Here is a 20,821-nt window from a genome sequence, read left to right on the forward strand (position 1 = left end):
CATTATGAACGTAGTAGGAATAATAATATCGTAAGAATAGCAAGAATCAAAAGTTGCAGCGTATCAGCAAGTTTCCAGCTCAGGAGACGGTACTTTGTCCTTCCTTCGCCTCCACGGTACCCTCTTGCTTCCATGGCAATAGCAAGCTCCTCAGCACGCTTAAAAGAGCTAACAAACAGAGGAATTAGTAAAGGAATGACAGCTTTAATTCTTTCTTTCACGGGACCACTTGAAAACTCCACTCCTCGAGCAATTTGTGCCTTCATAATCTTGTCAGTTTCTTGCATTAAGGTTGGAATAAACCGTAGTGAAATAGACATCATTAGGGCCATTTCATGTACGGGAAAGCGGACTTTTTTCAATGGGTTCAGCAGAGTTTCCAGCCCATCCGTTATTTCTATTGGCGTTGTCGTTAATGTCAGCAAACTGGTCATCAAGATTAAGAAAAAGAATCTCATCGAAATAAAAATCCCCTGTCTGACTCCTTCTTCATAAATCTTTATTGGACCAAGCTCATACAATAAACTTCCTTCTTTTGTAAAGAACACTTGTAAGAGTAAAGTAAACAACACTAACCAGAGAACTGGTTTTAAACCCGCATATAAAAAACGAAAGGGAATTCGAGACAGGCCGAGCATTAAAAAAGTATAAATACCAATTAGTGCATAGGTAAAAAAGTTATTTGCAAGAAAGATAACACATACGAATAAGAAAATAATAATAAGCTTTGAACGAGGGTCCATTCGATGAACTAGACTTTCTGCAGGAACATATCTCCCAATGATCATTTTTTCCATCATACTGGTGCACCTCTTAACAATACTGTAACTGCAGATGAAAGCTCCTCAATTGAAAGATAGGTGGCTCCTAGTTTAATCCCAAGCTTTTCTTCTAGACTTCGTTGGAAACGGACAACTTCTGGTACATCTAGACCCATTTCAACCAACTCAGAAACGGACGAAAAGATTTCAAGAGGTGTTCCTTGTTTTACGACATGTCCTTGCTGCATAATAACAATTTGATCAGCGTATCTAGCCGCATCCTCCATACTATGGGTTACCAGTATAGTAGACAGGTTTCTCTCTTTATGGAGTGAATAAAACATATCCATAATCTCTTTACGGCCTCGAGGATCTAAACCAGCAGTCGGCTCATCTAGAACGAGACAATCAGGCTCCATGGCAAGAACACCTGCAATAGCAACGCGGCGCATCTGACCACCAGACAAATCAAATGGGGACTTTTCTAATATCTCCTCGGACAACCCAACTTGTTGTAAAGCAAGCCGAGCCCTTTCTTTTGCTTCTGCCTCTGAAACACCAAAATTCATAGGACCAAAGATAATATCCTTTTCAACGGTTTCCTCAAATAGTTGATGCTCTGGAAATTGAAAAACAATCCCGACCTTTTGTCTAATCTTTCTTAAATTCTTATTTTTCTGTTTAGCTTTGACTTCATGGTTCCCAATCACCACGGTTCCTTCTGTCGGCAGCAGCAATGCATTTAGATGTTGTAAAACAGTAGACTTTCCAGAACCAGTATGACCTATTAACGCCATATATGTTCCTGTTGGGATTTCAATAGACACATCTTTAATGGCCAAACGTTCAAAAGGAGTGTTTGCCTGATAACGGTACTCTATACTTTGGAGCGAAATGTCCATAGCTCATTCACCAACTCTTCTTCCGATAAATAGTGCTTCGATAGGTCAATCCCTTTTTCACGAAATGCATTACTCATTTTGATAGAAAAAGGTATATCAAGCCCAAGATGAATCAATTCATCATCCATTGAGAATATATCCTCTGGACTGCCCTCACGGTATACTTGCCCCTGATTCATCACAATAATTCTATCAGCTTTAGCCGCTTCTTCTAAATCATGTGTAATAGAGATGACAGTTAGGGATTTCTCTTCCTTTAAAGCTCGTACAGTTTCTAAGACTTCGCCTCTGCCTTTCGGATCGAGCATCGATGTCGCCTCGTCGAGAATAATGATTGAAGGTCTCAAGGCAAGGACGCCAGCAATCGCAACCCGTTGCTTTTGCCCGCCGGATAGATGGTGCGGCTCTTGATTAAGAAAATGGTCCATTTTGACTTTCTTTAAAGAATCTTCAACCCTTAAGATCATATCATCCCTTGGGATTCCATGGTTTTCTAAACCAAAAGCCACATCATCCTGCACAGTTGTACCAACAAACTGATTATCAGGGTTCTGAAAGACCATTCCTAATTTTTTTCTTATCTCCCAAATGGACTCTTCTGTTAATTTAATTCCACAAACAATAATTTCGCCCTTCTGCGGAAATTGTAAGCCATTTAAGAGCTTTGCCATAGTTGATTTACCTGATCCATTATGACCGACAATTGCTAACCATTCACCTTCACGGATGTCATAGCTTACATCCTGAAGAGCATAGCTGGATTGGTTCTCATATTGAAAAGACACATTCTTTAAAGAAACAATTGACTCCCTCATAACACTTCTCCTCTCAACTCAACTATTCATACATTTCTATGCCAAGTTCAAAGAATACACAAAAAAAGCCTGCACCTCGCCCCTCAGGCAGAATTACGAATAAATTCTGCCGCATAAACGGGATTTCTAAAAAGAAATGGGAGGAGGTGCATGAGCTAGACGAGTCGCGAAAAAGATAAGTAAAAGGCTTACATTCATCTTTCCCAGGAGAAATTAAAAATCTCCTGCAAGTGCCCTTCTTAATAAGGGTCACGCTCATCATAACACTCTTTTTGGCTTGGTTCGTTTGTTATATAAAGTTTATCTTACAGAAAAAGGGCTCAAGAACAAGTTTGTAACTAAACTGTCCAGCGCCCTTGTTGTCTGTTAAAGGTATTAAACTAACTCGATAATTACCATTGGTGCACCATCGCCGCGGCGTGGTCCCATTTTCATAATACGAGTATATCCACCTTGGCGCTCTGAATAACGAGGAGCGATATCAGTGAAAAGTTTTTGAAGTGCATCCTGACCTTTTTCAGCATCAGCAACTTCATTACGTACGTAAGAAGCAGCTTGACGGCGAGCATGTAAGTCACCACGTTTGCCTAAAGTAATCATTTTTTCAACAGTACCACGAAGTTCCTTCGCGCGAGTTTCTGTTGTTTCAATGCGCTCATTGATAATTAAGTCTGTAGTTAAATCACGAAGCATAGCTTTACGCTGTGCGCTTGTGCGTCCTAACTTTCTGTATGCCATGAAGGGTTCCCTCCTTTGTTGAAGTCATTAAACGGATTAGTTTTAAAGTAGGAGTTGACCTAATCAGTCATCCTTACGTAAGCCTAATCCAAGCTCTTCTAGTTTCGCCTTCACTTCTTCGAGTGATTTGCGGCCTAAGTTACGTACTTTCATCATATCTTCTTCAGTCTTATTAGCTAGTTCCTGAACAGTGTTGATTCCTGCACGCTTTAAGCAGTTATATGAACGAACTGATAAATCAAGTTCTTCGATCGTCATTTCAAGGACTTTTTCTTTTTGATCCTCTTCTTTTTCGATCATAATCTCAGCATTTTGAGCTTCATCAGTTAAACCAACGAAAATATTTAAATGCTCTGTTAAAATCTTTGAACCAAGAGCAATAGCTTCTTTTGGCCCTGTGCTTCCATCTGTCCAAACATCAAGCGTTAGCTTATCATAGTTTGTCATTTGACCCACACGAGTATTTTCTATCTGATATTGAACACGTGAAACAGGAGTGAAAATAGAATCAATTGGAATTACACCAATTGGCTGATCTTCACGCTTATTTTGCTCAGCTGGTGTATAACCACGACCACGCTTAGCCGTTAAACGCATACGAAGATGTCCGCTTGAAGCCAATGTAGCGATATGAAGATCTGGGTTTAAAATTTCAACATCACTATCATGAGTAATGTTTCCAGCTTTAACAGGTCCTTCACCCTGAACATCAATCTCAAGAGTTTTTTCTTCATCAGAATAGATTTTTAAAGCTAATTTTTTAATGTTTAAAATGATGGATGTTACATCCTCTACGACGCCTTCAATTGTTGAGAACTCATGAAGTACCCCATCGACCTGAATCGATGTAACAGCGGCACCTGGGAGTGAAGATAAAAGGATACGACGTAAGGAGTTACCCAAAGTGGTACCATATCCACGCTCTAGTGGCTCTACGACGAACTTCCCGTACTTGGCATCATCGTTGATCTCAACCGTTTCGATTTTTGGTTTTTCTATTTCGATCATCAAATAACCCTCCTTCAAAACGTCGAAACCTCGACTAGTAACTTAGCTAATCGAAATTCCCCCATGTATACGTTCCCGTTTTGTGCACAACAACTGGAATAATTCTTCTGTATGAACGGAAAAAATTAGTATCATATCCCATTATAGACGCAGGATACAAAATCTATACAGAAAAATTAAACACGACGGCGTTTTGGTGGACGGCATCCGTTATGAGGAACAGGAGTAACGTCTTTAATAGCTGTTACTTCAAGACCTGCAGCTTGTAGCGCACGAATTGCAGCCTCACGACCTGCACCAGGTCCTTTAACTGTAACTTCTAAAGTCTTCATACCATGTTCAATAGATGTCTTAGCCGCAGTTTCAGCAGCCATTTGTGCCGCGAATGGAGTAGATTTACGTGAACCTCTAAATCCAAGCGCACCTGCACTAGACCAAGAAATTGCATTACCATGTACATCAGTAATTGTTACGATTGTATTGTTAAATGTTGAACGGATATGTGCAATACCTGATTCAATATTCTTTTTAACACGACGTTTACGTGTATTAGTTTTACGTGCCATTTAAATAACCTCCTTTGCCGATTACTTCTTCTTGTTCGCAACAGTCTTACGAGGACCTTTGCGTGTACGAGCGTTGTTTTTCGTGTTTTGTCCACGAACCGGTAAACCACGACGATGACGTAATCCGCGGTAGCAGCCAATCTCCATTAAACGCTTAATGTTAAGAGAAATTTCACGGCGAAGGTCACCTTCAACTTTTAATTTGTCGATGATATCACGGATTTTGTTTAATTCGTCTTCTGTTAGATCACGCACACGAGTATCTTCAGAAACACCAGCCTCTGCTAATACTTTTTGTGCAGTATTTTTACCAATACCATAAATGTAAGTTAAAGAGATAACTACACGTTTTTCACGTGGAATATCTACACCAGCAATACGTGCCATTAGTTAGCGCACCTCCTTCAAGATTAACCTTGTTTTTGTTTATGTTTAGGGTTTTCACAGATAACCATGACTTTACCGCGTCTACGGATAACTTTGCACTTTTCGCAGATCGGCTTAACAGATGGTCTTACTTTCATTATCCTAACCTCCTTAGTAATACGGAGTGCAAGCAACTATTTAAAGCGGTAAGTAATTCTTCCGCGTGTTAAGTCATATGGAGAAAGCTCAACAGTAACTTTGTCACCCGGAAGGATGCGAATGAAGTGCATTCGGATTTTACCAGAAACATGAGCTAGCACGGTATGACCATTTTCTAATTCTACCTTAAACATTGCATTTGGCAAAGTTTCTAATACTTTACCTTCAATTTCAATTACATCATCTTTGGCCATTAATTCGTCTCCCTTCTCATTTCAATTTTTACATTCAAAAATGTATCGCAAATACTTTTCTTAGGTACAAAACAATAGCAACCTTTTAATATTAACATAATGTTCGACTTCTGTCCGCAAGTAAATTCTACATTAAATGGAATTTCAAATTCCACATGTAAGTCTTGCCCAACTCTCGGTCCTACATACTCGGTACAATAGAAAAGCCATTTACATCCACATACTTTTGTAGCTTATTGAAGAGATGTTCGAGAGTCGATTCACGAATAAACTAATGGCCATTAACGTAAGTCTCCGACCAATTGCTGGATATCAGCAAATACTTTATTAATATCCTGCTGACCATCAATTGTGCGCAGGTAACCTTTAGTCTCATAAAAAGTAAGCAACGGTTCTTGTTGTTTGATGTTAACGTCTAATCGGTTTTGAACGGTTTCAGCATTATCATCTGCTCTTTGATAGAGCTCACCGCCACATTTGTCGCAGAGACCCTCTTTTGCAGGAGGATTAAATACTAAATGATATGTTGAGCCGCATTCTTTACAAATACGACGACCTGTCAAACGATCCATTAAAATACTTTTATCTACATTTATATTAATTACATAGTCAATCTTTTTATCTAGATCAAATAAAAGACTTTCCAAAGCTTCTGCTTGAGGTACCGTTCTCGGAAAACCATCAAGTAAAAAGCCATTACTACAGTCATTTTTACTTACCCGTTCACGAACAATGCCGATTGTTACTTCATCAGGAACAAGTTCGCCTTTGTCCATGAAAGACTTAGCTTCTAACCCTAATTCTGTTCCTTCTTTCATCGCTGCACGGAACATATCTCCAGTAGAGATATGAGGGATGCCGTATTGTTCGACGATTTGTTCGGCTTGAGTACCTTTTCCAGCACCCGGAAGCCCCATTAATACTAAATTCACACGTGTTCCCCCTCGTGCTATTTATTGGTTTAGGGAACATATGTCCCCGAAACCATTTATTTAATAAAGCCTTTATAATGACGTTTAACTAGCTGCGCTTCAAGCTGTTTCATCGTATCGAGTGCAACACCAACCACGATTAGCAAGCTTGTTCCCCCAATTTGAGCTGATTGCGGTAAATTCGCCACATTAATAAAAATGATTGGCAGAATCGCAATTACTGTTAAGAAAAGCGCACCTACAAAGGTTAAACGATATAATACGCGAGTTAAGTATTCCTGTGTACTCCTGCCCGGTCTAATACCTGGGATATAGCCGCTTTGCTTTTGTAAGTTTTCAGCTGCTTGTTCAGGATTAACCTGAATAAATGCGTAGAAATACGTGAAAGCAATAATCAGAGCAGCATATAAAGTCATTCCAATCGGATGGGAATAATCAAATACCCTTGTAATCCAAAGGGTTACATCATTAGTAGGAAAAAATGAAGCAACGGTTCTCGGAGTTACAATAAAGGAAACTGCAAAGATTACAGGGATAACACCAGCAGCATTTACTTTTAACGGCATATGAGTGGATTGTTGTGCCCCTGCATTTCGTCCGTTAATAGCTCTTTGTTTCGCATACTGGATTGGAATCTTTCTTGTTGCTTGTTGAATGAAAATAGTACCTACAACAATCGCAATAACTGCTAAGAGAATTAAAAGAACCGTAACAATACGGAGGAATAATTGCTCACCAGCATTTTCAAACTGCTGTACATAAATCTGATTCACTGTATTAGGTATACTTGCAACAATACCAGCAAAGATGATGATGGAAATACCATTTCCTACACCCTTTTCTGTAATTTGCTCACCTAACCACATCAAAAATGATGTACCAGCTGTTAGAACAACCGCTATTAATAAATAAGTACCAATTCCAGGATTATTAATCAATTGACCGCTCGCCATATTATTGAAGCCATAAGACATACCTAGAGCCTGAATAAAGCCGAGCACAATTGTGAAATATCGTGTAAACTGAGCTAACTTTCGACGTCCAGCGTCTCCTTGCTTTGACCATTCCGTAAATTTCGGAACTACATCCATTTGTAAAAGTTGAATAATGATGGAAGCAGTGATGTAAGGCATAATACCCATAGCAAGGATGGAGAAGTTTTGCAACGCTCCACCACCAAAGGTATTTAAGATCCCAAAAACACTTAATTTATCTTGTGCTGCCAAAATTTCAGCATTTACATTTGGAACAGGAATAAAACTGCCTAGTCGAAATACGATTAACATTAAAAGAGTAAATATTATTTTTCTTCTAATTTCAGCCACGCGCATAAAATTGGAGATTGTCTGGAACATTAGATCACCTCAGTAGTTCCACCTACAGCTTCAATTGCTTCTTTGGCAGTAGAGGAGAATTTATGAGCTTTAACTGTAAGTTTTTTCTCTACGTTCCCTTTTGCAAGAATCTTAATTCCTGCTTTTTCATTCTTAACAACACCAGTTTCAATTAGAAGTTCTGGAGTAACTTCTGTACCCTCTTCAAACTGATTAAGAACATCAAGGTTAACAATCGCAAATTCTTTACGGCTGATGTTTGTAAAACCACGTTTTGGTAAACGACGGAATAAAGGTGTTTGACCACCCTCGAATCCAAGACGGACACCACCGCCGGAACGAGCATTTTGACCTTTATGACCTTTACCGGCAGTCTTACCTTGACCAGAACCGATACCGCGTCCTAAACGTTTACGTTCTTTACGAGAACCTTCAGCAGGCTTTAGTTCATGAAGTTTCATATTGGCACCTCCTTATGAAAGAAAACAATCAATTATTGTTCTTTTACTGTTACAAGGTGAGCAACTTTTGTAATCATACCGCGGATTGCAGCATTATCTTGGTGCTCAACTGTTTGATTTAATTTACGTAAACCTAGAGCAGTAACTGTCGCGCGTTGGTCTTCAGGGCGACCAATTACGCTGCGGTTGAGGGTAATTAATAGTTTGTTTGCCATTTGATTTCCCTCCTTACCCTAGTAGTTCTTCTACTGATTTACCACGTAACTTGGCTACGTCTTCAGCACGTTTTAATTGTTTTAAACCATCGATCGTTGCACGTACCATATTAATTGGAGTGTTAGTTCCTAAAGATTTAGAAAGGATATCTCCTACCCCGCCTAATTCTAGAACAGCACGGACTGGACCGCCAGCGATAACTCCTGTACCTTCAGAAGCAGGCTTTAGAAGAATTTCACCAGCACCAAAACGTCCAATAACTTGGTGAGGAACAGTAGTTCCAACCATTGGCACTTCGATTAAGTTCTTCTTCGCATCTTCGATTGCTTTACGAATCGCATCTGGTACTTCTTGAGCTTTACCAGTACCGAAACCAACATGACCGTTTTTATCCCCAACTACTACTAGAGCAGTGAAGCGAAAACGACGACCACCCTTAACAACTTTCGCTACACGGTTAACCGTTACAACGCGTTCTTCTAGTTCAAGTTTGTTTGGATCAATACGACGTATCATTTATGTGTCCCTCCTTTGTCTATTAAAATTGTAAGCCGTTTTCACGGGCTGCATCAGCTAGTGCTTGGATACGTCCATGATAAAGGTATCCTCCACGGTCAAAGACAACTGCAGAGATACCTTTTTCTACCGCACGTTTAGCGACTAATTCTCCGACCAACTTAGCTGCTTCAACATTGCTTGTAGATTCAAGGTTAAGATCTTTTTCCATAGTAGAAGCACTTGCTAATGTCGTTCCACTCATGTCATCGATTAATTGAGCATAAAGATGCTTGTTAGAACGAAACACATTTAGACGTGGACGAGCAGCAGTACCGCTAAGTTTCGCACGAACACGAGCATGTCTCTTCTTGCGACTAGCATTTTTGTCAAGCTTCGTAATCATTTACGTCACTCCTTTCGTTTACCTATGCGGCATTACTTACCAGTTTTACCTTCTTTACGACGAACAAATTCGCCTTCGTAACGAATTCCTTTGCCTTTATAAGGCTCTGGAGGACGAACTTGACGAATATTGGCAGCTAATGCACCAACACGTTCTTTGTCAGTACCAGTAATAGTAATCTTTGTATTAGCAGGTACATCGATTTGAAGGCCAGTTTCTGGTTCAATTTCAACTGGATGAGAATATCCAACGTTTAATACAAGTTTGTTACCTTGCTTTTGAGCACGGTATCCAACCCCGATTAATTCTAATTTTCTTTCGAAGCCTTTGGAAACACCTTCGACCATGTTCGCGATTACCGCACGAGTAGTTCCGTGCAATGCGCGGTGTTCTTTCACGTCAGATGGACGTGTGATCGTAATAAGGTTTTCCTCAACTTTAATTTCGATATCTGGATTAAAAGAGCGAGTAAGTTCGCCTTTTGGTCCTTTAACAGTAACGGTACTATTATTTAAAGTAACCGTAACACCTGTAGGGATTTCAATAGGTTTTTTTCCTACGCGAGACATTTAGTGCACCTCCATTCATTCAGAAACAATATTACCAAACGTAAGCTAATACTTCTCCGCCGATTTGTTTAGCACGAGCTTCTTTATCAGTTATAACACCATTTGAAGTTGATACTAATGCGATACCAAGTCCGTTAAGGACACGTGGCACCTCAGTAGATTTTGCATAGACTCTAAGTCCAGGCTTGCTTATACGCTTAAGACCTGTAATAACACGTTCGTTATTAGAACCGTACTTTAAGAAGATACGGATGATACCTTGTTTATTGTCTTCGATAAATTCGACATCACGAACGAAACCTTCGCGCTTTAAGATCTCAGCGATTTCTTTTTTAATATTAGAAGCAGGTACTTCTAACTTTTCGTGACGCACCATATTCGCATTACGAATGCGAGTAAGCAAATCAGCAATCGGATCTGTCATGACCATTATTTTTACCTCCTTCCCAGAATTGGGTTTTACCAGCTAGCTTTTTTAACACCAGGAATTTGTCCTTTGTACGCTAATTCGCGGAAACAAATACGACAAAGCTTAAATTTACGGTATACAGAGTGTGGACGGCCACAACGTTCGCAGCGTGTATACTCTTGTACTGCATATTTAGGCGTGCGCTTTTGTTTCGCAATCATTGACTTTTTAGCCACGTTTTCGCCTCCATTATTTAACGATTACTTTTGGAATGGCATTCCAAATTGAGTTAACAGTTCACGTGCTTCTTCATCAGTGTTAGCAGTAGTTACGATAACAATATCCATACCACGAACCTTGCTTACTTTATCGTAATCAATTTCAGGGAAGATTAATTGTTCTTTAACACCTAATGTATAGTTACCGCGACCATCGAATGATTTCTTAGAAACACCACGGAAGTCACGAACACGAGGTAAAGAAACAGAAACTAATTTATCCAAGAATTCGTACATACGCTCACCGCGAAGTGTAACTTTTGCACCAATTGGCATGCCTTCACGAAGACGGAAGCCAGCGATTGATTTCTTAGCACGAGTTACTACAGGCTTTTGTCCTGTAATAGTAGCTAGTTCTTCAACAGCATTATCTAATGCTTTAGCATTTGCTACTGCGTCACCAACACCCATGTTAATAACAATTTTATCAAGTTGAGGAACTTGCATTACTGATTTATAGTTGAACTTGCTCATTAGAGCAGGAGTAACTTCTTTAACAAATTTTTCTTTTAGGCGGTTCACTTATTGTACCTCCCTTCTAAAATTTAGACTATTTATCTAATACTTCACCGGATTTTGCTACGCGTACTTTTTTACCATCAACCGTTGTGTAACCAACACGAGTTGGGTTACCTGATTTAGGGTCGATAGGCATAACGTTTGATACATGAATTGGTGCCTCAAAGCTCATAATTCCGCCTTGTGGATTCACTTGAGAAGGTTTAGCGTGTTTTTTCACGATATTTACACCTTCTACTAGTACACGGCTATCTTTAGGATAGGCTGCTAGGATTACTCCTGTTTTGCCTTTATCCTTACCGGAGATAACTCTTACTTTGTCACCCTTTTTAACATGCATTCGTAAGCACCTCCTTAAAGGCAATTGAATTTATATTATAGTACTTCTGGAGCCAAGGATACGATTTTCATAAAGTTGTTATCGCGAAGTTCACGAGCAACTGGTCCGAAGATACGAGTTCCACGTGGGCTCTTGTCATCCTTGATAATTACACATGCGTTTTCATCGAAACGAATGTATGATCCATCAGGTCGACGAGCACCGCTTTTCGTACGAACGATAACAGCCTTAACAACGTCACCTTTTTTAACAACGCCACCAGGTGTTGCTTGTTTTACTGTACATACGATAACATCACCGATACCCGCAGTTTTACGGCCTGAACCACCTAGAACCTTAATGGTAAGAACCTCACGAGCACCAGAGTTATCAGCAACTTTTAAACGTGATTCTTGTTGAATCATGTGTGTAACCTCCCTTCGGAATAGAGCATTAATCCGAACAATTAAATAATAACTGCTTTTTCTGTAATTTCAACTAAACGGAAGCGTTTAGTAGCTGAAAGCGGACGAGTTTCCATGATACGTACGATATCGCCGATTTTTGCTTCATTTTGCTCATCATGAGCCTTGTACTTTTTAGAGTATTTAACGCGTTTACCGTAAAGAGGATGCTTTTTTTGTGTTTCGACCAAAACAGTAATAGTTTTATCCATTTTGTCAGAAACGACGCGCCCAGTGTAAACTTTGCGTTGATTACGTTCACTCATTGTGTGAACCTCCTCTCGGGTTTTTACTTGTTAATGCTGATTTCTCTCTCACGAATCACAGTTTTCATGCGAGCAATCGCTTTGCGTACTTCACGAATGCGAGCTGTATTTTCAAGTTGACCAGTCGCTAATTGGAAGCGAAGGTTGAAAAGCTCTTCTTTTAAAGATTTAACTTTTTGTTCAATTTCGGCAGTGGTAAGGTCTTTAATTTCATTAGCTCTCATTTGATTCACCACCAATTTCTTCACGTTTTACAAACTTACATTTAATAGGAAGTTTGTGCATAGCAAGTCGAAGTGCTTCACGTGCTACTTCTTCAGAAACACCAGCAATTTCAAACATTACTTTTCCTGGTTTAACAACTGCTACCCATCCTTCAGGTGCACCTTTACCAGTACCCATCCGCACCTCAAGAGGTTTTGCAGTATAAGGCTTATGTGGGAATATTTTAATCCAAACTTTACCGCCACGTTTCATGTAACGTGTCATTGCAATACGTGCAGCTTCGATTTGGCGATTAGTGATCCATGAAGCTTCAGTTGCTTGTAAGCCGAATTCACCGAAAGTTACTTCAGTGCCACCTTTAGCGTTACCACGCATTTTTCCACGGTGTTGACGGCGATATTTAACGCGTTTTGGCAATAACATATTATTTGCCTCCTTCCGCAGATTTCTTCTTAGTAGGAAGGACTTCTCCCTTATAGATCCATACTTTTACGCCAAGCTTACCATAAGTAGTATCTGCTTCAGCATGAGCATAGTCGATATCAGCGCGAAGAGTATGAAGTGGAACAGTTCCTTCGCTGTAATGTTCTGAACGGGCAATATCTGCTCCGCCAAGACGACCTGATACCATTGTTTTAATACCTTTTGCTCCTGCACGCATAGCACGTTGAATTACTTGCTTTTGTGCGCGGCGGAAAGATACACGATTTTCTAATTGACGAGCAATATTTTCAGCAACTAGTTTCGCATCAAGATCAGCTCTTTTAATTTCAAGAATGTTGATGTGAACTCGCTTGCCAGTTAATTGATTTAAAGCTTTACGAAGTGCTTCAACTTCAGTACCGCCTTTACCGATAACCATACCAGGCTTAGCAGTATGAACTGTTACATTCACACGGTTTGCTGCACGTTCGATTTCAACTTTAGATACAGAAGCATCCTTCAAACGCTTCGTGATGTACTCACGAATTTTAAGGTCTTCGTGTAAAAGATCAGCGAAGTCTTTACCAGCGTACCATTTAGATTCCCAATCTTTGATGATTCCGATACGCAAACCGACTGGATTTACTTTTTGACCCACAGGTTATCCCTCCTTCTTTTCTGATAGAACGATTGTGATGTGGCTAGTGCGTTTGTTGATTTGGCTTGCACGGCCCATTGCGCGTGGACGGAAACGTTTCAACGTTGGTCCTTCATCTACAAAAGCTTGAGTTACTACCAAGCTATTAACGTCCATTTCATAATTGTGCTCGGCATTTGCCATAGCTGATTTTAATACTTTTTCAACGATTGGAGAAGCAAACTTTGGAGTGTGATTTAAAATCGCCACCGCTTCACCAACTTGCTTTCCTCGAATTAGATCTACGACTAGACGTACTTTACGAGGAGCAATACGAACTGTTCTTGCAACAGCTTTAGCTTGCATTTGGATGCCCTCCTCTCTTAACGTCTTGTTTTCTTATCATCATTACCATGGCCTTTGTAAGCACGAGTTGGAGCGAATTCTCCAAGCTTGTGTCCTACCATGTCTTCAGTAACATATACAGGCACGTGTTTGCGACCATCATAAACAGCGATAGTGTGGCCAATAAATTGTGGGAAGATCGTAGAACGACGTGACCAAGTTTTAACAACTTGCTTACCTTCAGTTTCATTTAACTTTTCGATCTTAACCATTAAATGATCATCAACAAATGGTCCTTTTTTAAGGCTGCGACCCATGGATGAACCTCCCTTCGTGATTGTTCTACGGCTCTATCTTTGAACCGTAGTTCAACCCCGTTATTTTTTACGACGACGTACGATAAACTTATCGGATTTGTTCTTTTTCTTACGAGTTTTGAATCCAAGAGTTGGTTTACCCCATGGAGACATAGGTGATTTACGTCCGATTGGTGAACGTCCTTCACCACCACCGTGTGGGTGATCGTTAGGGTTCATTACAGATCCACGAACTGTTGGGCGTTTGCCTAACCAGCGTGAGCGTCCTGCTTTACCAATGTTGATAAGTTCGTGCTGTTCATTTCCTACTTGACCGATTGTTGCGCGGCACTCAGCAAGAATCATACGAACCTCACCAGAATTTAAACGTACAAGTACGTATTTTCCTTCTTTACCTAAAACCTGTGCAGATGTACCAGCAGAACGAACTAATTGGCCACCCTTACCTGGTTTTAATTCGATGTTGTGTACTACTGTACCAACAGGGATGTTTGCTAATGGTAATGCGTTACCTACTTTAATGTCTGCCTCTGAGCCAGACATAACTTCCATACCTACAACTAGGTTTTTAGGAGCTAGGATATAACGCTTTTCACCATCTACATAATTGATTAATGCAATATTTGCGGAACGGTTTGGATCGTACTCGATAGTGGCAACGCGTCCTGGAATGCCATCTTTGTTACGCTTGAAATCAATGATACGGTATGAACGCTTATGACCGCCACCTTGATGACGAACAGTTAACTTACCTTGGTTATTACGGCCGCCTTTTCTCTTTAAAGGTGCTAATAGAGATTTTTCTGGTGTGCTAGTTGTGATTTCTGCGAAATCAGAAACTGTCATACCGCGACGACCATTAGAGGTAGGTTTGTACTTTTTAATCGCCATTTTATTCCCTCCTCTTCTTGTTAGTTTTTATTATGCTTCAAAGAATTCGATTTCTTTGCTATCAGCAGTTAATTTTACAATTGCTTTACGACGTTTGTTTGTGTAACCACCGAATTTACCCATGCGCTTGAATTTACCTTTATAGTTCATGATGTTAACTTTTTCAACTTCCACGCCAAAGATTTCAACTATCGCATCTTTAACTTGAGTTTTGTTAGCTCTCACATCAACTTCAAACGTATATTTCTTTTCAGCCATTAGGTCAGTAGAACGTTCAGTGATAACGGGGCGCTTAATGATATCGCGTGCATCCATTATGCAAGCACCTCCTCTACTTTTTCAACTGCAGCTTTCGTCATGATTAATTTATCATGATTTACTACATCAAGAACATTGATTCCGTCAGCTGTTACAACTGTTACACCAGGAATATTACGAGCAGAAAGTGCTACATTTTCATCAAGGTCAGCAGTAACGATAAGTGCTTTCTTCTCAACAGAAAGACCACCTAATACTGTTTTGAAATCTTTTGTTTTTGGAGCATCGAAAGCAAGGCTTTCTAATACTAATACATTCTCTTCTAATACTTTAGAAGAAAGTGCAGATTTAATCGCTAAGCGACGTACCTTTTTAGGTAATTTGTAGCTGTAGCTGCGTGGTGTTGGACCGAATACAGTACCACCTCCGCGCCATTGTGGAGAACGGATAGAACCTTGACGAGCACGACCAGTTCCTTTTTGACGCCATGGTTTACGTCCACCGCCTCGTACTTCAGAACGAACTTTTACTTTATGAGTTCCTTGACGTAAAGAAGCTCTTTGCATAACAATCGCTTCAAATAACACGTGTTGGTTAGGTTCGATACCAAATACTGAATCATTAAGTTCGATTTCACCAACTTGAGATCCGCTTTGGTTAAATAATGAAACTTTAGGCATTCTTTTGCTCCTCCTTTCTTATGAAGATATTACGCTTTTACCGCACTTTTAATCTTTAATAATGCTTTTTTAGGTCCAGGAACGTTACCTTTAATTAATAGTAAGTTACGCTCAACATCAACCTTAACGATTTCAAGATTTTGAACAGTAATTTGCTCTCCACCCATGCGACCAGGTAATAATTTACCTTTAAATACACGGTTTGGAGCTACAGGTCCCATTGAACCAGGACGACGGTGATAACGTGAACCGTGAGCCATTGGGCCGCGTGATTGTCCGTGACGTTTGATTACGCCTTGGAAACCTTTACCCTTTGAGATTCCTGTTACATCTACTACATCGCCAGCAGCGAAAATATCAACTTTGACTTCTTGACCAACTTCATATCCTGTTACGTCAACTCCGCTGAATTCGCGAATGAAGCGCTTAGGAGCAGTGTTTGCTTTAGCAACATGTCCTTTTTCTGGTTTGTTAGCTAACTTTTCACGTTTGTCTTCAAAACCAACTTGTAAAGCTTCATAACCGTCGCTTTCAACTGATTTCTTTTGAAGAACTACGTTTTGAGCAGCTTCAACTACAGTAACTGGGATTAAATTGCCGTTTTCTGCAAATACTTGAGTCATACCAATCTTTCTTCCTAAGATTCCTTTGGTCATTTAAGTCACACCTCCTAGATAATTTGGTTATTTATTTTTACTAAAGTTTAATTTCAATATCAACACCGGATGGTAAATCTAAACGCATCAACGCATCAACTGTTTGTGGAGTTGGGTTAACGATATCGATTAGACGCTTATGAGTCCGTTGTTCGAATTGCTCTCGAGAATCTTTGTACTTATGAACCGCACGAAGAATGGTGTAAATAGTTTTTTCGGTCGGAAGTGGAATTGGACCAGAAACGGCTGCACCAGAGCGCTTTGCTGTTTCAACGATTTTTTCTGCAGACTGATCAAGAATTCTGTGATCATAAGCTTTTAAACGGATACGAATCTTTTGTTTTGCCATTATTTTCCCTCCTTTATTCGCCTATTTTTAAAATAGACATTCTCAGTGAAAATTTCCCACACACTCGCCATGGCAAAGCGGCCGGGTGTGTCAGCAACCTTTCACATCATCGCAGTCAAAGACCAACATTGTCTATTATACATAAAAGGTTAGGCAAACGCAACATTTTTTTAATAAATTTATTTTTCGTTACGCTTAGCACACTTTTACTATTATAGCGACCTGCAAACACAATTTCAATAGTAAATGTCATTCTCCAAAAATAACCTATAAAAACGTTTTATTAATTGAAATTTCTATTTTCATTTATATATAGAAGAAACACGTTTTTCTCAATAAAAAAAAGCAGCTGGATCGTCATCCAACTGCTTCTTGATATAACTGAATTTAATATTATTCAGTGATAGTTGTGATTGAACCTGAACCTACAGTACGTCCGCCTTCACGGATTGAGAACTTAGTACCTTCTTCGATTGCAACTGGAGCGATTAGCTCAACAGTCATTTCGATGTGGTCACCAGGCATAACCATTTCTACGCCTTCTGGAAGATTACAAATACCAGTAATATCAGAAGTACGGAAATAGAATTGTGGACGATAGTTAGTGAAGAATGGAGTGTGACGTCCACCTTCTTCTTTTGATAGTACGTAAACTTGTGCTTTGAACTTTGTGTGTGGAGTGATTGATTTCGGCTTAGCCAAAACTTGGCCACGCTCGATTTCTTCACGTGCTACACCACGAAGTAATGCACCAATATTGTCTCCAGCTTCAGCGAAATCAAGAAGCTTACGGAACATTTCTACACCAGTTACAGTAGTAGATTTTGGCTCTTCAGTGAAACCAACGATTTCAACTACGTCACCAACTTTAACTACACCACGCTCAACACGTCCTGTAGCAACTGTTCCACGACCAGTGATTGAGAATACGTCCTCAACTGGCATCATGAAAGGCTTGTCAGTGTCACGAGTTGGTTGTGGAATCCACTCATCAACAGCAGTCATAAGTTCATAGATTTTTTCTTCCCATGCAGCGTCACCTTCTAGAGCTTTAAGAGCAGAACCTTTGATAACTGGAGTGTCATCGCCAGGGAAATCGTATTCAGATAATAGATCACGAATTTCCATTTCTACTAATTCAAGAAGTTCTTCGTCATCAACCATATCACACTTGTTCATGAATACAACAAGGTAAGGTACGCCAACCTGACGAGAAAGAAGGATGTGTTCACGAGTTTGTGGCATTGGACCATCAGTTGCAGATACAACTAGGATACCACCGTCCATTTGAGCAGCACCAGTGATCATGTTTTTAACATAGTCAGCGTGTCCTGGACAGTCTACGTGTGCATAGTGACGAGCATCAGTTTCGTACTCAACGTGTGCAGTAGAGATTGTGATTCCACGTTCTCTTTCTTCTGGAGCACCATCAATTTGATCATATGCACGAGCTTCTGCTTTACCAGTTTTAGCAAGAACAGAAGTGATTGCAGCAGTTAAAGTTGTTTTACCGTGGTCAACGTGACCAATTGTACCAATGTTAACGTGTGGCTTAGAGCGGTCGAATTTAGCTTTACCCATTAGGAAAATCCTCCTTTAATTTAAAAAAGTTAAGTATATAGATGGAAACTGTAAATAGGTTGTCCTAATTTCACAGTTTCCATTGTTACATAAGTAGTTATACTTTATTAAAAGGTGAAAATCAATTATTCACCTTTATTTTTTTTGATAATTTCTTCAGAAACAGATTTTGGAACTTCTTCATAGTGATCGAAGTGCATAGAGAATACTCCACGTCCTTGAGTACTAGAACGAAGTGCTGTTGCATAACCAAACATTTCTGAAAGTGGAACCTGAGAACGAACTACTTGTGCATTACCACGTGCTTCCATACCTTCAACGCGTCCGCGACGTGCAGTGATTTGACCCATAATATCTCCAAGATACTCTTCAGGGATTACAACTTCAACCCTCATCATAGGTTCTAGGATTACAGGTTTACACTTAGAAGCCGCATTTTTAAGAGCCATTGACGCAGCAATCTTAAATGCCATCTCGGATGAATCGACATCATGGTAAGAACCATCAAACAATCTAGCTTTAATATCAACTAAAGGATATCCAGCAAGAACTCCACGATTCAAGGAATCTTCAAGACCAGCTTGAACTGCTGGGATGTATTCACGAGGAACAACACCACCAACGATACCGTTAATGAATTCGAATCCTTTACCTTCATCATTAGGTGAGAATTCAATCCATACATGGCCATATTGTCCACGACCACCGGATTGACGTGCAAACTTACCTTCAACTTGTGCAGAAGCACGGAATGTTTCACGGTAAGCAACTTGTGGAGCACCTACGTTAGCTTCTACTTTGAATTCACGACGCATACGATCTACTAAGATATCAAGGTGAAGCTCTCCCATACCGGCAATGATAACCTGTCCAGTTTCCTGGTCAGTATGTGCACGGAAGGTTGGATCTTCTTCTTGTAGCTTTTGTAATGCAGTTGTCATTTTATCTTGGTCAGCTTTTGATTTTGGCTCTACTGAAAGTTGAATTACTGGTTCTGGGAAGTTCATTGACTCAAGAATAACAAGATTCTTATCATCACATAGTGTATCCCCAGTAGTAGTATCTTTCAAACCTACAGCTGCAGCAATGTCGCCAGCAAAAACCTTTGAGATTTCTTGGCGGCTGTTTGCATGCATTTGCAGGATACGTCCAACACGTTCGCGTTTTCCTTTAGTAGAGTTCTGAACATAAGATCCAGATTCTAAAGTACCAGAGTAAACACGGAAGAACGTTAATTTACCAACATAAGGGTCAGTCATAACTTTAAATGCAAGAGCTGAAAATGGCTCTTCGTCACTCGAGTGACGTTCAAGGACTTCGTCTTCATCATCCGGTGCATGACCCTTAATTGCAGGAACATCTAATGGAGATGGAAGGTAATCAATAACTGCATCTAACATTAACTGAACACCTTTGTTTTTAAAAGCAGATCCACATATAACAGGGTAGAATTCAACATTAACAGTACCTTTACGAATAGCCGCTTTTAGCTCTTCTTTAGTGATTTCTTCACCACTAAGGTATTTTTCAGTTAACTCTTCATCTAGTTCTGCCACTGCTTCAACTAGCTTTTCGCGCCACTCTTCAGCTAAAGAAAGATACTCTTCAGGAATGTCACGCACTTCAATATCGGTACCTAAGTCATTACTGTAGAATACTGCATTCATTTCTACAAGGTCAATGATTGCAGAGAATTCATCTTCAGCACCGATTGGAAGTTGAATCGGATGGGCATTCGCTTGCAAACGGTCATGTATTGTTTTTACTGAATACAAGAAGTCTGCACCGATTTTGTCCATTTTGTTTACAAAAACTACACGTGGTACACCGTAAGTTGTTGCTTGACGCCAAACTGTTTCAGTTTGTGGTTCAACACCAGACTGTGCATCAAGGACCGCTACCGCACCATCAAGTACACGAAGTGAACGTTCAACTTCAACAGTGAAGTCTACGTGTCCTGGTGTATCGATGATATTTACGCGATGACCTTTCCATGCAGCAGTTGTTGCTGCAGATGTAATTGTGATTCCGCGTTCTTGTTCTTGCTCCATCCAGTCCATCTGAGAAGCACCTTCATGTGTTTCACCGATTTTATGAATCTTACCAGTGTAATAAAGTACGCGCTCAGTGGTCGTCGTTTTACCGGCATCGATGTGTGCCATGATGCCGATATTACGAGTGTTTTCTAAGGAGAACTCTCTTGCCATGGGTCTTTCTCCTTC

General features: G+C 40.0%; 34 protein-coding genes. All 34 read right to left on the reverse strand.

All coding sequences use genetic code 11. The features are described 5' to 3' along the window. Window positions 1–2: 2 nt before the first annotated feature. Window positions 3–800, reverse strand: coding sequence for an energy-coupling factor transporter transmembrane component T family protein (locus ABC255_RS29295; RefSeq protein WP_412998804.1), 798 nt, complete (start codon window positions 798–800; stop codon window positions 3–5). Next, complete coding sequence (locus ABC255_RS29300) at window positions 797–1,663, reverse strand: energy-coupling factor ABC transporter ATP-binding protein (RefSeq protein ID WP_412998805.1); 867 nt, start codon at window positions 1,661–1,663, stop codon at window positions 797–799. Before ABC255_RS29300 ends, ABC255_RS29295 begins: the two co-directional genes overlap by 4 nt. Next, the gene (locus tag ABC255_RS29305; protein WP_412998806.1) at window positions 1,639–2,478 is read right to left on the reverse strand and encodes an energy-coupling factor ABC transporter ATP-binding protein; all 840 of its coding nucleotides are present in this window, start codon (window positions 2,476–2,478) and stop codon (window positions 1,639–1,641) included. Before ABC255_RS29305 ends, ABC255_RS29300 begins: the two co-directional genes overlap by 25 nt. Window positions 2,479–2,853: 375 nt before the next feature. After that, the gene (gene rplQ, locus ABC255_RS29310) at window positions 2,854–3,216 is read right to left on the reverse strand and encodes a 50S ribosomal protein L17 (protein WP_335533040.1); all 363 of its coding nucleotides are present in this window, start codon (window positions 3,214–3,216) and stop codon (window positions 2,854–2,856) included. 63 nt (window positions 3,217–3,279) lie between these two features. Next, window positions 3,280–4,224, reverse strand: a complete 945-nt coding sequence (locus ABC255_RS29315; RefSeq protein WP_335533038.1) for a DNA-directed RNA polymerase subunit alpha — start codon at window positions 4,222–4,224, stop codon at window positions 3,280–3,282. 176 nt (window positions 4,225–4,400) lie between these two features. Continuing rightward, the gene (rpsK, locus tag ABC255_RS29320; RefSeq protein WP_024027886.1) at window positions 4,401–4,790 is read right to left on the reverse strand and encodes a 30S ribosomal protein S11; all 390 of its coding nucleotides are present in this window, start codon (window positions 4,788–4,790) and stop codon (window positions 4,401–4,403) included. A 21-nt stretch (window positions 4,791–4,811) separates the two neighbouring features. Next, on the reverse strand, window positions 4,812–5,177 hold the full coding sequence (rpsM, locus tag ABC255_RS29325) for a 30S ribosomal protein S13 (protein ID WP_026565543.1): 366 nt from the start codon (window positions 5,175–5,177) through the stop codon (window positions 4,812–4,814). Between the two features lie 23 nt (window positions 5,178–5,200). Continuing rightward, window positions 5,201–5,314, reverse strand: coding sequence for a 50S ribosomal protein L36 (rpmJ, locus tag ABC255_RS29330; RefSeq protein WP_000868344.1), 114 nt, complete (start codon window positions 5,312–5,314; stop codon window positions 5,201–5,203). Window positions 5,315–5,350: 36 nt separating this feature from the next. After that, entirely contained in the window at window positions 5,351–5,569 is a 219-nt protein-coding gene (gene infA, locus ABC255_RS29335; RefSeq protein ID WP_034676129.1) for a translation initiation factor IF-1, read from the reverse strand. A 281-nt stretch (window positions 5,570–5,850) separates the two neighbouring features. Next, the gene (locus ABC255_RS29340) at window positions 5,851–6,501 is read right to left on the reverse strand and encodes an adenylate kinase (protein WP_412998807.1); all 651 of its coding nucleotides are present in this window, start codon (window positions 6,499–6,501) and stop codon (window positions 5,851–5,853) included. A gap of 56 nt (window positions 6,502–6,557) precedes the next feature. Further along, the gene (secY, locus tag ABC255_RS29345) at window positions 6,558–7,856 is read right to left on the reverse strand and encodes a preprotein translocase subunit SecY (protein ID WP_306077304.1); all 1,299 of its coding nucleotides are present in this window, start codon (window positions 7,854–7,856) and stop codon (window positions 6,558–6,560) included. Continuing rightward, window positions 7,856–8,296 carry a 50S ribosomal protein L15 gene (rplO, locus tag ABC255_RS29350; RefSeq protein WP_045516516.1) on the reverse strand — a complete coding sequence of 147 codons (441 nt, stop codon included), beginning with the start codon at window positions 8,294–8,296 and terminating at the stop codon, window positions 7,856–7,858. The genes secY and rplO overlap by 1 nt, the downstream gene beginning before the upstream one ends. Window positions 8,297–8,328: 32 nt before the next feature. Then, window positions 8,329–8,511, reverse strand: coding sequence for a 50S ribosomal protein L30 (rpmD, locus tag ABC255_RS29355; RefSeq protein WP_034676120.1), 183 nt, complete (start codon window positions 8,509–8,511; stop codon window positions 8,329–8,331). A gap of 13 nt (window positions 8,512–8,524) precedes the next feature. After that, on the reverse strand, window positions 8,525–9,025 hold the full coding sequence (gene rpsE / locus ABC255_RS29360; protein WP_082799596.1) for a 30S ribosomal protein S5: 501 nt from the start codon (window positions 9,023–9,025) through the stop codon (window positions 8,525–8,527). A gap of 25 nt (window positions 9,026–9,050) precedes the next feature. Next, window positions 9,051–9,413, reverse strand: coding sequence for a 50S ribosomal protein L18 (rplR, locus tag ABC255_RS29365; RefSeq protein WP_335533034.1), 363 nt, complete (start codon window positions 9,411–9,413; stop codon window positions 9,051–9,053). A 32-nt stretch (window positions 9,414–9,445) separates the two neighbouring features. Continuing rightward, on the reverse strand, window positions 9,446–9,982 hold the full coding sequence (gene rplF, locus ABC255_RS29370; RefSeq protein WP_335533032.1) for a 50S ribosomal protein L6: 537 nt from the start codon (window positions 9,980–9,982) through the stop codon (window positions 9,446–9,448). Window positions 9,983–10,013: 31 nt separating this feature from the next. Continuing rightward, window positions 10,014–10,412, reverse strand: a complete 399-nt coding sequence (gene rpsH / locus ABC255_RS29375) for a 30S ribosomal protein S8 (RefSeq protein ID WP_045516527.1) — start codon at window positions 10,410–10,412, stop codon at window positions 10,014–10,016. Window positions 10,413–10,441: 29 nt separating this feature from the next. Next, the gene (locus tag ABC255_RS29380) at window positions 10,442–10,627 is read right to left on the reverse strand and encodes a type Z 30S ribosomal protein S14 (RefSeq protein WP_034676107.1); all 186 of its coding nucleotides are present in this window, start codon (window positions 10,625–10,627) and stop codon (window positions 10,442–10,444) included. 24 nt (window positions 10,628–10,651) lie between these two features. Continuing rightward, window positions 10,652–11,191 (reverse strand): 50S ribosomal protein L5, encoded by a 540-nt coding sequence (gene rplE / locus ABC255_RS29385; RefSeq protein ID WP_289341747.1) that lies wholly within the window; start codon window positions 11,189–11,191, stop codon window positions 10,652–10,654. Window positions 11,192–11,219: 28 nt separating this feature from the next. Continuing rightward, complete coding sequence (gene rplX / locus ABC255_RS29390) at window positions 11,220–11,528, reverse strand: 50S ribosomal protein L24 (protein ID WP_045516531.1); 309 nt, start codon at window positions 11,526–11,528, stop codon at window positions 11,220–11,222. 35 nt (window positions 11,529–11,563) lie between these two features. Beyond that, window positions 11,564–11,932: a 50S ribosomal protein L14 gene (rplN, locus tag ABC255_RS29395; protein WP_034676100.1), complete on the reverse strand. Its 369-nt coding sequence runs from the start codon at window positions 11,930–11,932 to the stop codon at window positions 11,564–11,566. Between the two features lie 41 nt (window positions 11,933–11,973). After that, window positions 11,974–12,237 carry a 30S ribosomal protein S17 gene (gene rpsQ, locus ABC255_RS29400; protein ID WP_335533027.1) on the reverse strand — a complete coding sequence of 88 codons (264 nt, stop codon included), beginning with the start codon at window positions 12,235–12,237 and terminating at the stop codon, window positions 11,974–11,976. Window positions 12,238–12,260: 23 nt separating this feature from the next. After that, window positions 12,261–12,461: a 50S ribosomal protein L29 gene (gene rpmC / locus ABC255_RS29405; protein WP_335533024.1), complete on the reverse strand. Its 201-nt coding sequence runs from the start codon at window positions 12,459–12,461 to the stop codon at window positions 12,261–12,263. Beyond that, window positions 12,451–12,885 (reverse strand): 50S ribosomal protein L16, encoded by a 435-nt coding sequence (gene rplP / locus ABC255_RS29410; protein WP_412998808.1) that lies wholly within the window; start codon window positions 12,883–12,885, stop codon window positions 12,451–12,453. The genes rpmC and rplP overlap by 11 nt, the downstream gene beginning before the upstream one ends. Window position 12,886: 1 nt before the next feature. Further along, the gene (gene rpsC, locus ABC255_RS29415; protein WP_335533022.1) at window positions 12,887–13,543 is read right to left on the reverse strand and encodes a 30S ribosomal protein S3; all 657 of its coding nucleotides are present in this window, start codon (window positions 13,541–13,543) and stop codon (window positions 12,887–12,889) included. Between the two features lie 3 nt (window positions 13,544–13,546). Further along, window positions 13,547–13,888, reverse strand: a complete 342-nt coding sequence (gene rplV / locus ABC255_RS29420) for a 50S ribosomal protein L22 (RefSeq protein ID WP_412998809.1) — start codon at window positions 13,886–13,888, stop codon at window positions 13,547–13,549. Between the two features lie 17 nt (window positions 13,889–13,905). Next, window positions 13,906–14,184, reverse strand: a complete 279-nt coding sequence (rpsS, locus tag ABC255_RS29425; RefSeq protein ID WP_026574091.1) for a 30S ribosomal protein S19 — start codon at window positions 14,182–14,184, stop codon at window positions 13,906–13,908. A gap of 60 nt (window positions 14,185–14,244) precedes the next feature. After that, entirely contained in the window at window positions 14,245–15,075 is an 831-nt protein-coding gene (rplB, locus tag ABC255_RS29430) for a 50S ribosomal protein L2 (protein WP_335533019.1), read from the reverse strand. 30 nt (window positions 15,076–15,105) lie between these two features. Beyond that, window positions 15,106–15,390: a 50S ribosomal protein L23 gene (gene rplW / locus ABC255_RS29435; RefSeq protein ID WP_034676080.1), complete on the reverse strand. Its 285-nt coding sequence runs from the start codon at window positions 15,388–15,390 to the stop codon at window positions 15,106–15,108. After that, the gene (gene rplD / locus ABC255_RS29440; protein WP_095250622.1) at window positions 15,390–16,013 is read right to left on the reverse strand and encodes a 50S ribosomal protein L4; all 624 of its coding nucleotides are present in this window, start codon (window positions 16,011–16,013) and stop codon (window positions 15,390–15,392) included. Before rplD ends, rplW begins: the two co-directional genes overlap by 1 nt. Window positions 16,014–16,042: 29 nt before the next feature. After that, window positions 16,043–16,669 carry a 50S ribosomal protein L3 gene (gene rplC / locus ABC255_RS29445; protein WP_335533017.1) on the reverse strand — a complete coding sequence of 209 codons (627 nt, stop codon included), beginning with the start codon at window positions 16,667–16,669 and terminating at the stop codon, window positions 16,043–16,045. A 40-nt stretch (window positions 16,670–16,709) separates the two neighbouring features. Next, complete coding sequence (gene rpsJ / locus ABC255_RS29450) at window positions 16,710–17,018, reverse strand: 30S ribosomal protein S10 (protein WP_066094693.1); 309 nt, start codon at window positions 17,016–17,018, stop codon at window positions 16,710–16,712. A gap of 393 nt (window positions 17,019–17,411) precedes the next feature. Continuing rightward, window positions 17,412–18,599, reverse strand: coding sequence for an elongation factor Tu (gene tuf / locus ABC255_RS29455; RefSeq protein ID WP_412998810.1), 1,188 nt, complete (start codon window positions 18,597–18,599; stop codon window positions 17,412–17,414). A 125-nt stretch (window positions 18,600–18,724) separates the two neighbouring features. Then, window positions 18,725–20,806 carry an elongation factor G gene (fusA, locus tag ABC255_RS29460; protein WP_335533013.1) on the reverse strand — a complete coding sequence of 694 codons (2,082 nt, stop codon included), beginning with the start codon at window positions 20,804–20,806 and terminating at the stop codon, window positions 18,725–18,727. Window positions 20,807–20,821: the final 15 nt, after the last annotated feature.

The organism is Neobacillus canaveralius, from assembly GCF_047237705.1.
Classification (GTDB): Bacteria; Bacillota; Bacilli; order Bacillales; family Cytobacillaceae; genus Neobacillus; species Neobacillus niacini_K.

Excerpts from the sequence above, each read along its gene's own strand:
- ABC255_RS29295 (WP_412998804.1), bottom strand. The coding sequence starts at position 800 with ATGATGGAAAAAATGATCATTGGGAGATATGTTCCTGCAGAAAGTCTA.
- ABC255_RS29300 (WP_412998805.1), bottom strand. The coding sequence starts at position 1,663 with ATGGACATTTCGCTCCAAAGTATAGAGTACCGTTATCAGGCAAACACT.
- ABC255_RS29305 (WP_412998806.1), bottom strand. The coding sequence starts at position 2,478 with ATGAGGGAGTCAATTGTTTCTTTAAAGAATGTGTCTTTTCAATATGAG.
- rplQ (WP_335533040.1), bottom strand. The coding sequence starts at position 3,216 with ATGGCATACAGAAAGTTAGGACGCACAAGCGCACAGCGTAAAGCTATG.
- ABC255_RS29315 (WP_335533038.1), bottom strand. The coding sequence starts at position 4,224 with ATGATCGAAATAGAAAAACCAAAAATCGAAACGGTTGAGATCAACGAT.
- rpsK (WP_024027886.1), bottom strand. The coding sequence starts at position 4,790 with ATGGCACGTAAAACTAATACACGTAAACGTCGTGTTAAAAAGAATATT.
- rpsM (WP_026565543.1), bottom strand. The coding sequence starts at position 5,177 with ATGGCACGTATTGCTGGTGTAGATATTCCACGTGAAAAACGTGTAGTT.
- rpmJ (WP_000868344.1), bottom strand. The coding sequence starts at position 5,314 with ATGAAAGTAAGACCATCTGTTAAGCCGATCTGCGAAAAGTGCAAAGTT.
- infA (WP_034676129.1), bottom strand. The coding sequence starts at position 5,569 with ATGGCCAAAGATGATGTAATTGAAATTGAAGGTAAAGTATTAGAAACT.
- secY (WP_306077304.1), bottom strand. The coding sequence starts at position 7,856 with ATGTTCCAGACAATCTCCAATTTTATGCGCGTGGCTGAAATTAGAAGA.
- rplO (WP_045516516.1), bottom strand. The coding sequence starts at position 8,296 with ATGAAACTTCATGAACTAAAGCCTGCTGAAGGTTCTCGTAAAGAACGT.
- rpmD (WP_034676120.1), bottom strand. The coding sequence starts at position 8,511 with ATGGCAAACAAACTATTAATTACCCTCAACCGCAGCGTAATTGGTCGC.
- rplR (WP_335533034.1), bottom strand. The coding sequence starts at position 9,413 with ATGATTACGAAGCTTGACAAAAATGCTAGTCGCAAGAAGAGACATGCT.
- rplF (WP_335533032.1), bottom strand. The coding sequence starts at position 9,982 with ATGTCTCGCGTAGGAAAAAAACCTATTGAAATCCCTACAGGTGTTACG.
- rpsH (WP_045516527.1), bottom strand. The coding sequence starts at position 10,412 with ATGGTCATGACAGATCCGATTGCTGATTTGCTTACTCGCATTCGTAAT.
- rplX (WP_045516531.1), bottom strand. The coding sequence starts at position 11,528 with ATGCATGTTAAAAAGGGTGACAAAGTAAGAGTTATCTCCGGTAAGGAT.
- rplN (WP_034676100.1), bottom strand. The coding sequence starts at position 11,932 with ATGATTCAACAAGAATCACGTTTAAAAGTTGCTGATAACTCTGGTGCT.
- rpsQ (WP_335533027.1), bottom strand. The coding sequence starts at position 12,237 with ATGAGTGAACGTAATCAACGCAAAGTTTACACTGGGCGCGTCGTTTCT.
- rpmC (WP_335533024.1), bottom strand. The coding sequence starts at position 12,461 with ATGAGAGCTAATGAAATTAAAGACCTTACCACTGCCGAAATTGAACAA.
- rplP (WP_412998808.1), bottom strand. The coding sequence starts at position 12,885 with ATGTTATTGCCAAAACGCGTTAAATATCGCCGTCAACACCGTGGAAAA.
- rplV (WP_412998809.1), bottom strand. The coding sequence starts at position 13,888 with ATGCAAGCTAAAGCTGTTGCAAGAACAGTTCGTATTGCTCCTCGTAAA.
- rpsS (WP_026574091.1), bottom strand. The coding sequence starts at position 14,184 with ATGGGTCGCAGCCTTAAAAAAGGACCATTTGTTGATGATCATTTAATG.
- rplB (WP_335533019.1), bottom strand. The coding sequence starts at position 15,075 with ATGGCGATTAAAAAGTACAAACCTACCTCTAATGGTCGTCGCGGTATG.
- rplW (WP_034676080.1), bottom strand. The coding sequence starts at position 15,390 with ATGGATGCACGCGATATCATTAAGCGCCCCGTTATCACTGAACGTTCT.
- rplD (WP_095250622.1), bottom strand. The coding sequence starts at position 16,013 with ATGCCTAAAGTTTCATTATTTAACCAAAGCGGATCTCAAGTTGGTGAA.
- rplC (WP_335533017.1), bottom strand. The coding sequence starts at position 16,669 with ATGACCAAAGGAATCTTAGGAAGAAAGATTGGTATGACTCAAGTATTT.
- rpsJ (WP_066094693.1), bottom strand. The coding sequence starts at position 17,018 with ATGGCAAAACAAAAGATTCGTATCCGTTTAAAAGCTTATGATCACAGA.
- tuf (WP_412998810.1), bottom strand. The coding sequence starts at position 18,599 with ATGGGTAAAGCTAAATTCGACCGCTCTAAGCCACACGTTAACATTGGT.
- fusA (WP_335533013.1), bottom strand. The coding sequence starts at position 20,806 with ATGGCAAGAGAGTTCTCCTTAGAAAACACTCGTAATATCGGCATCATG.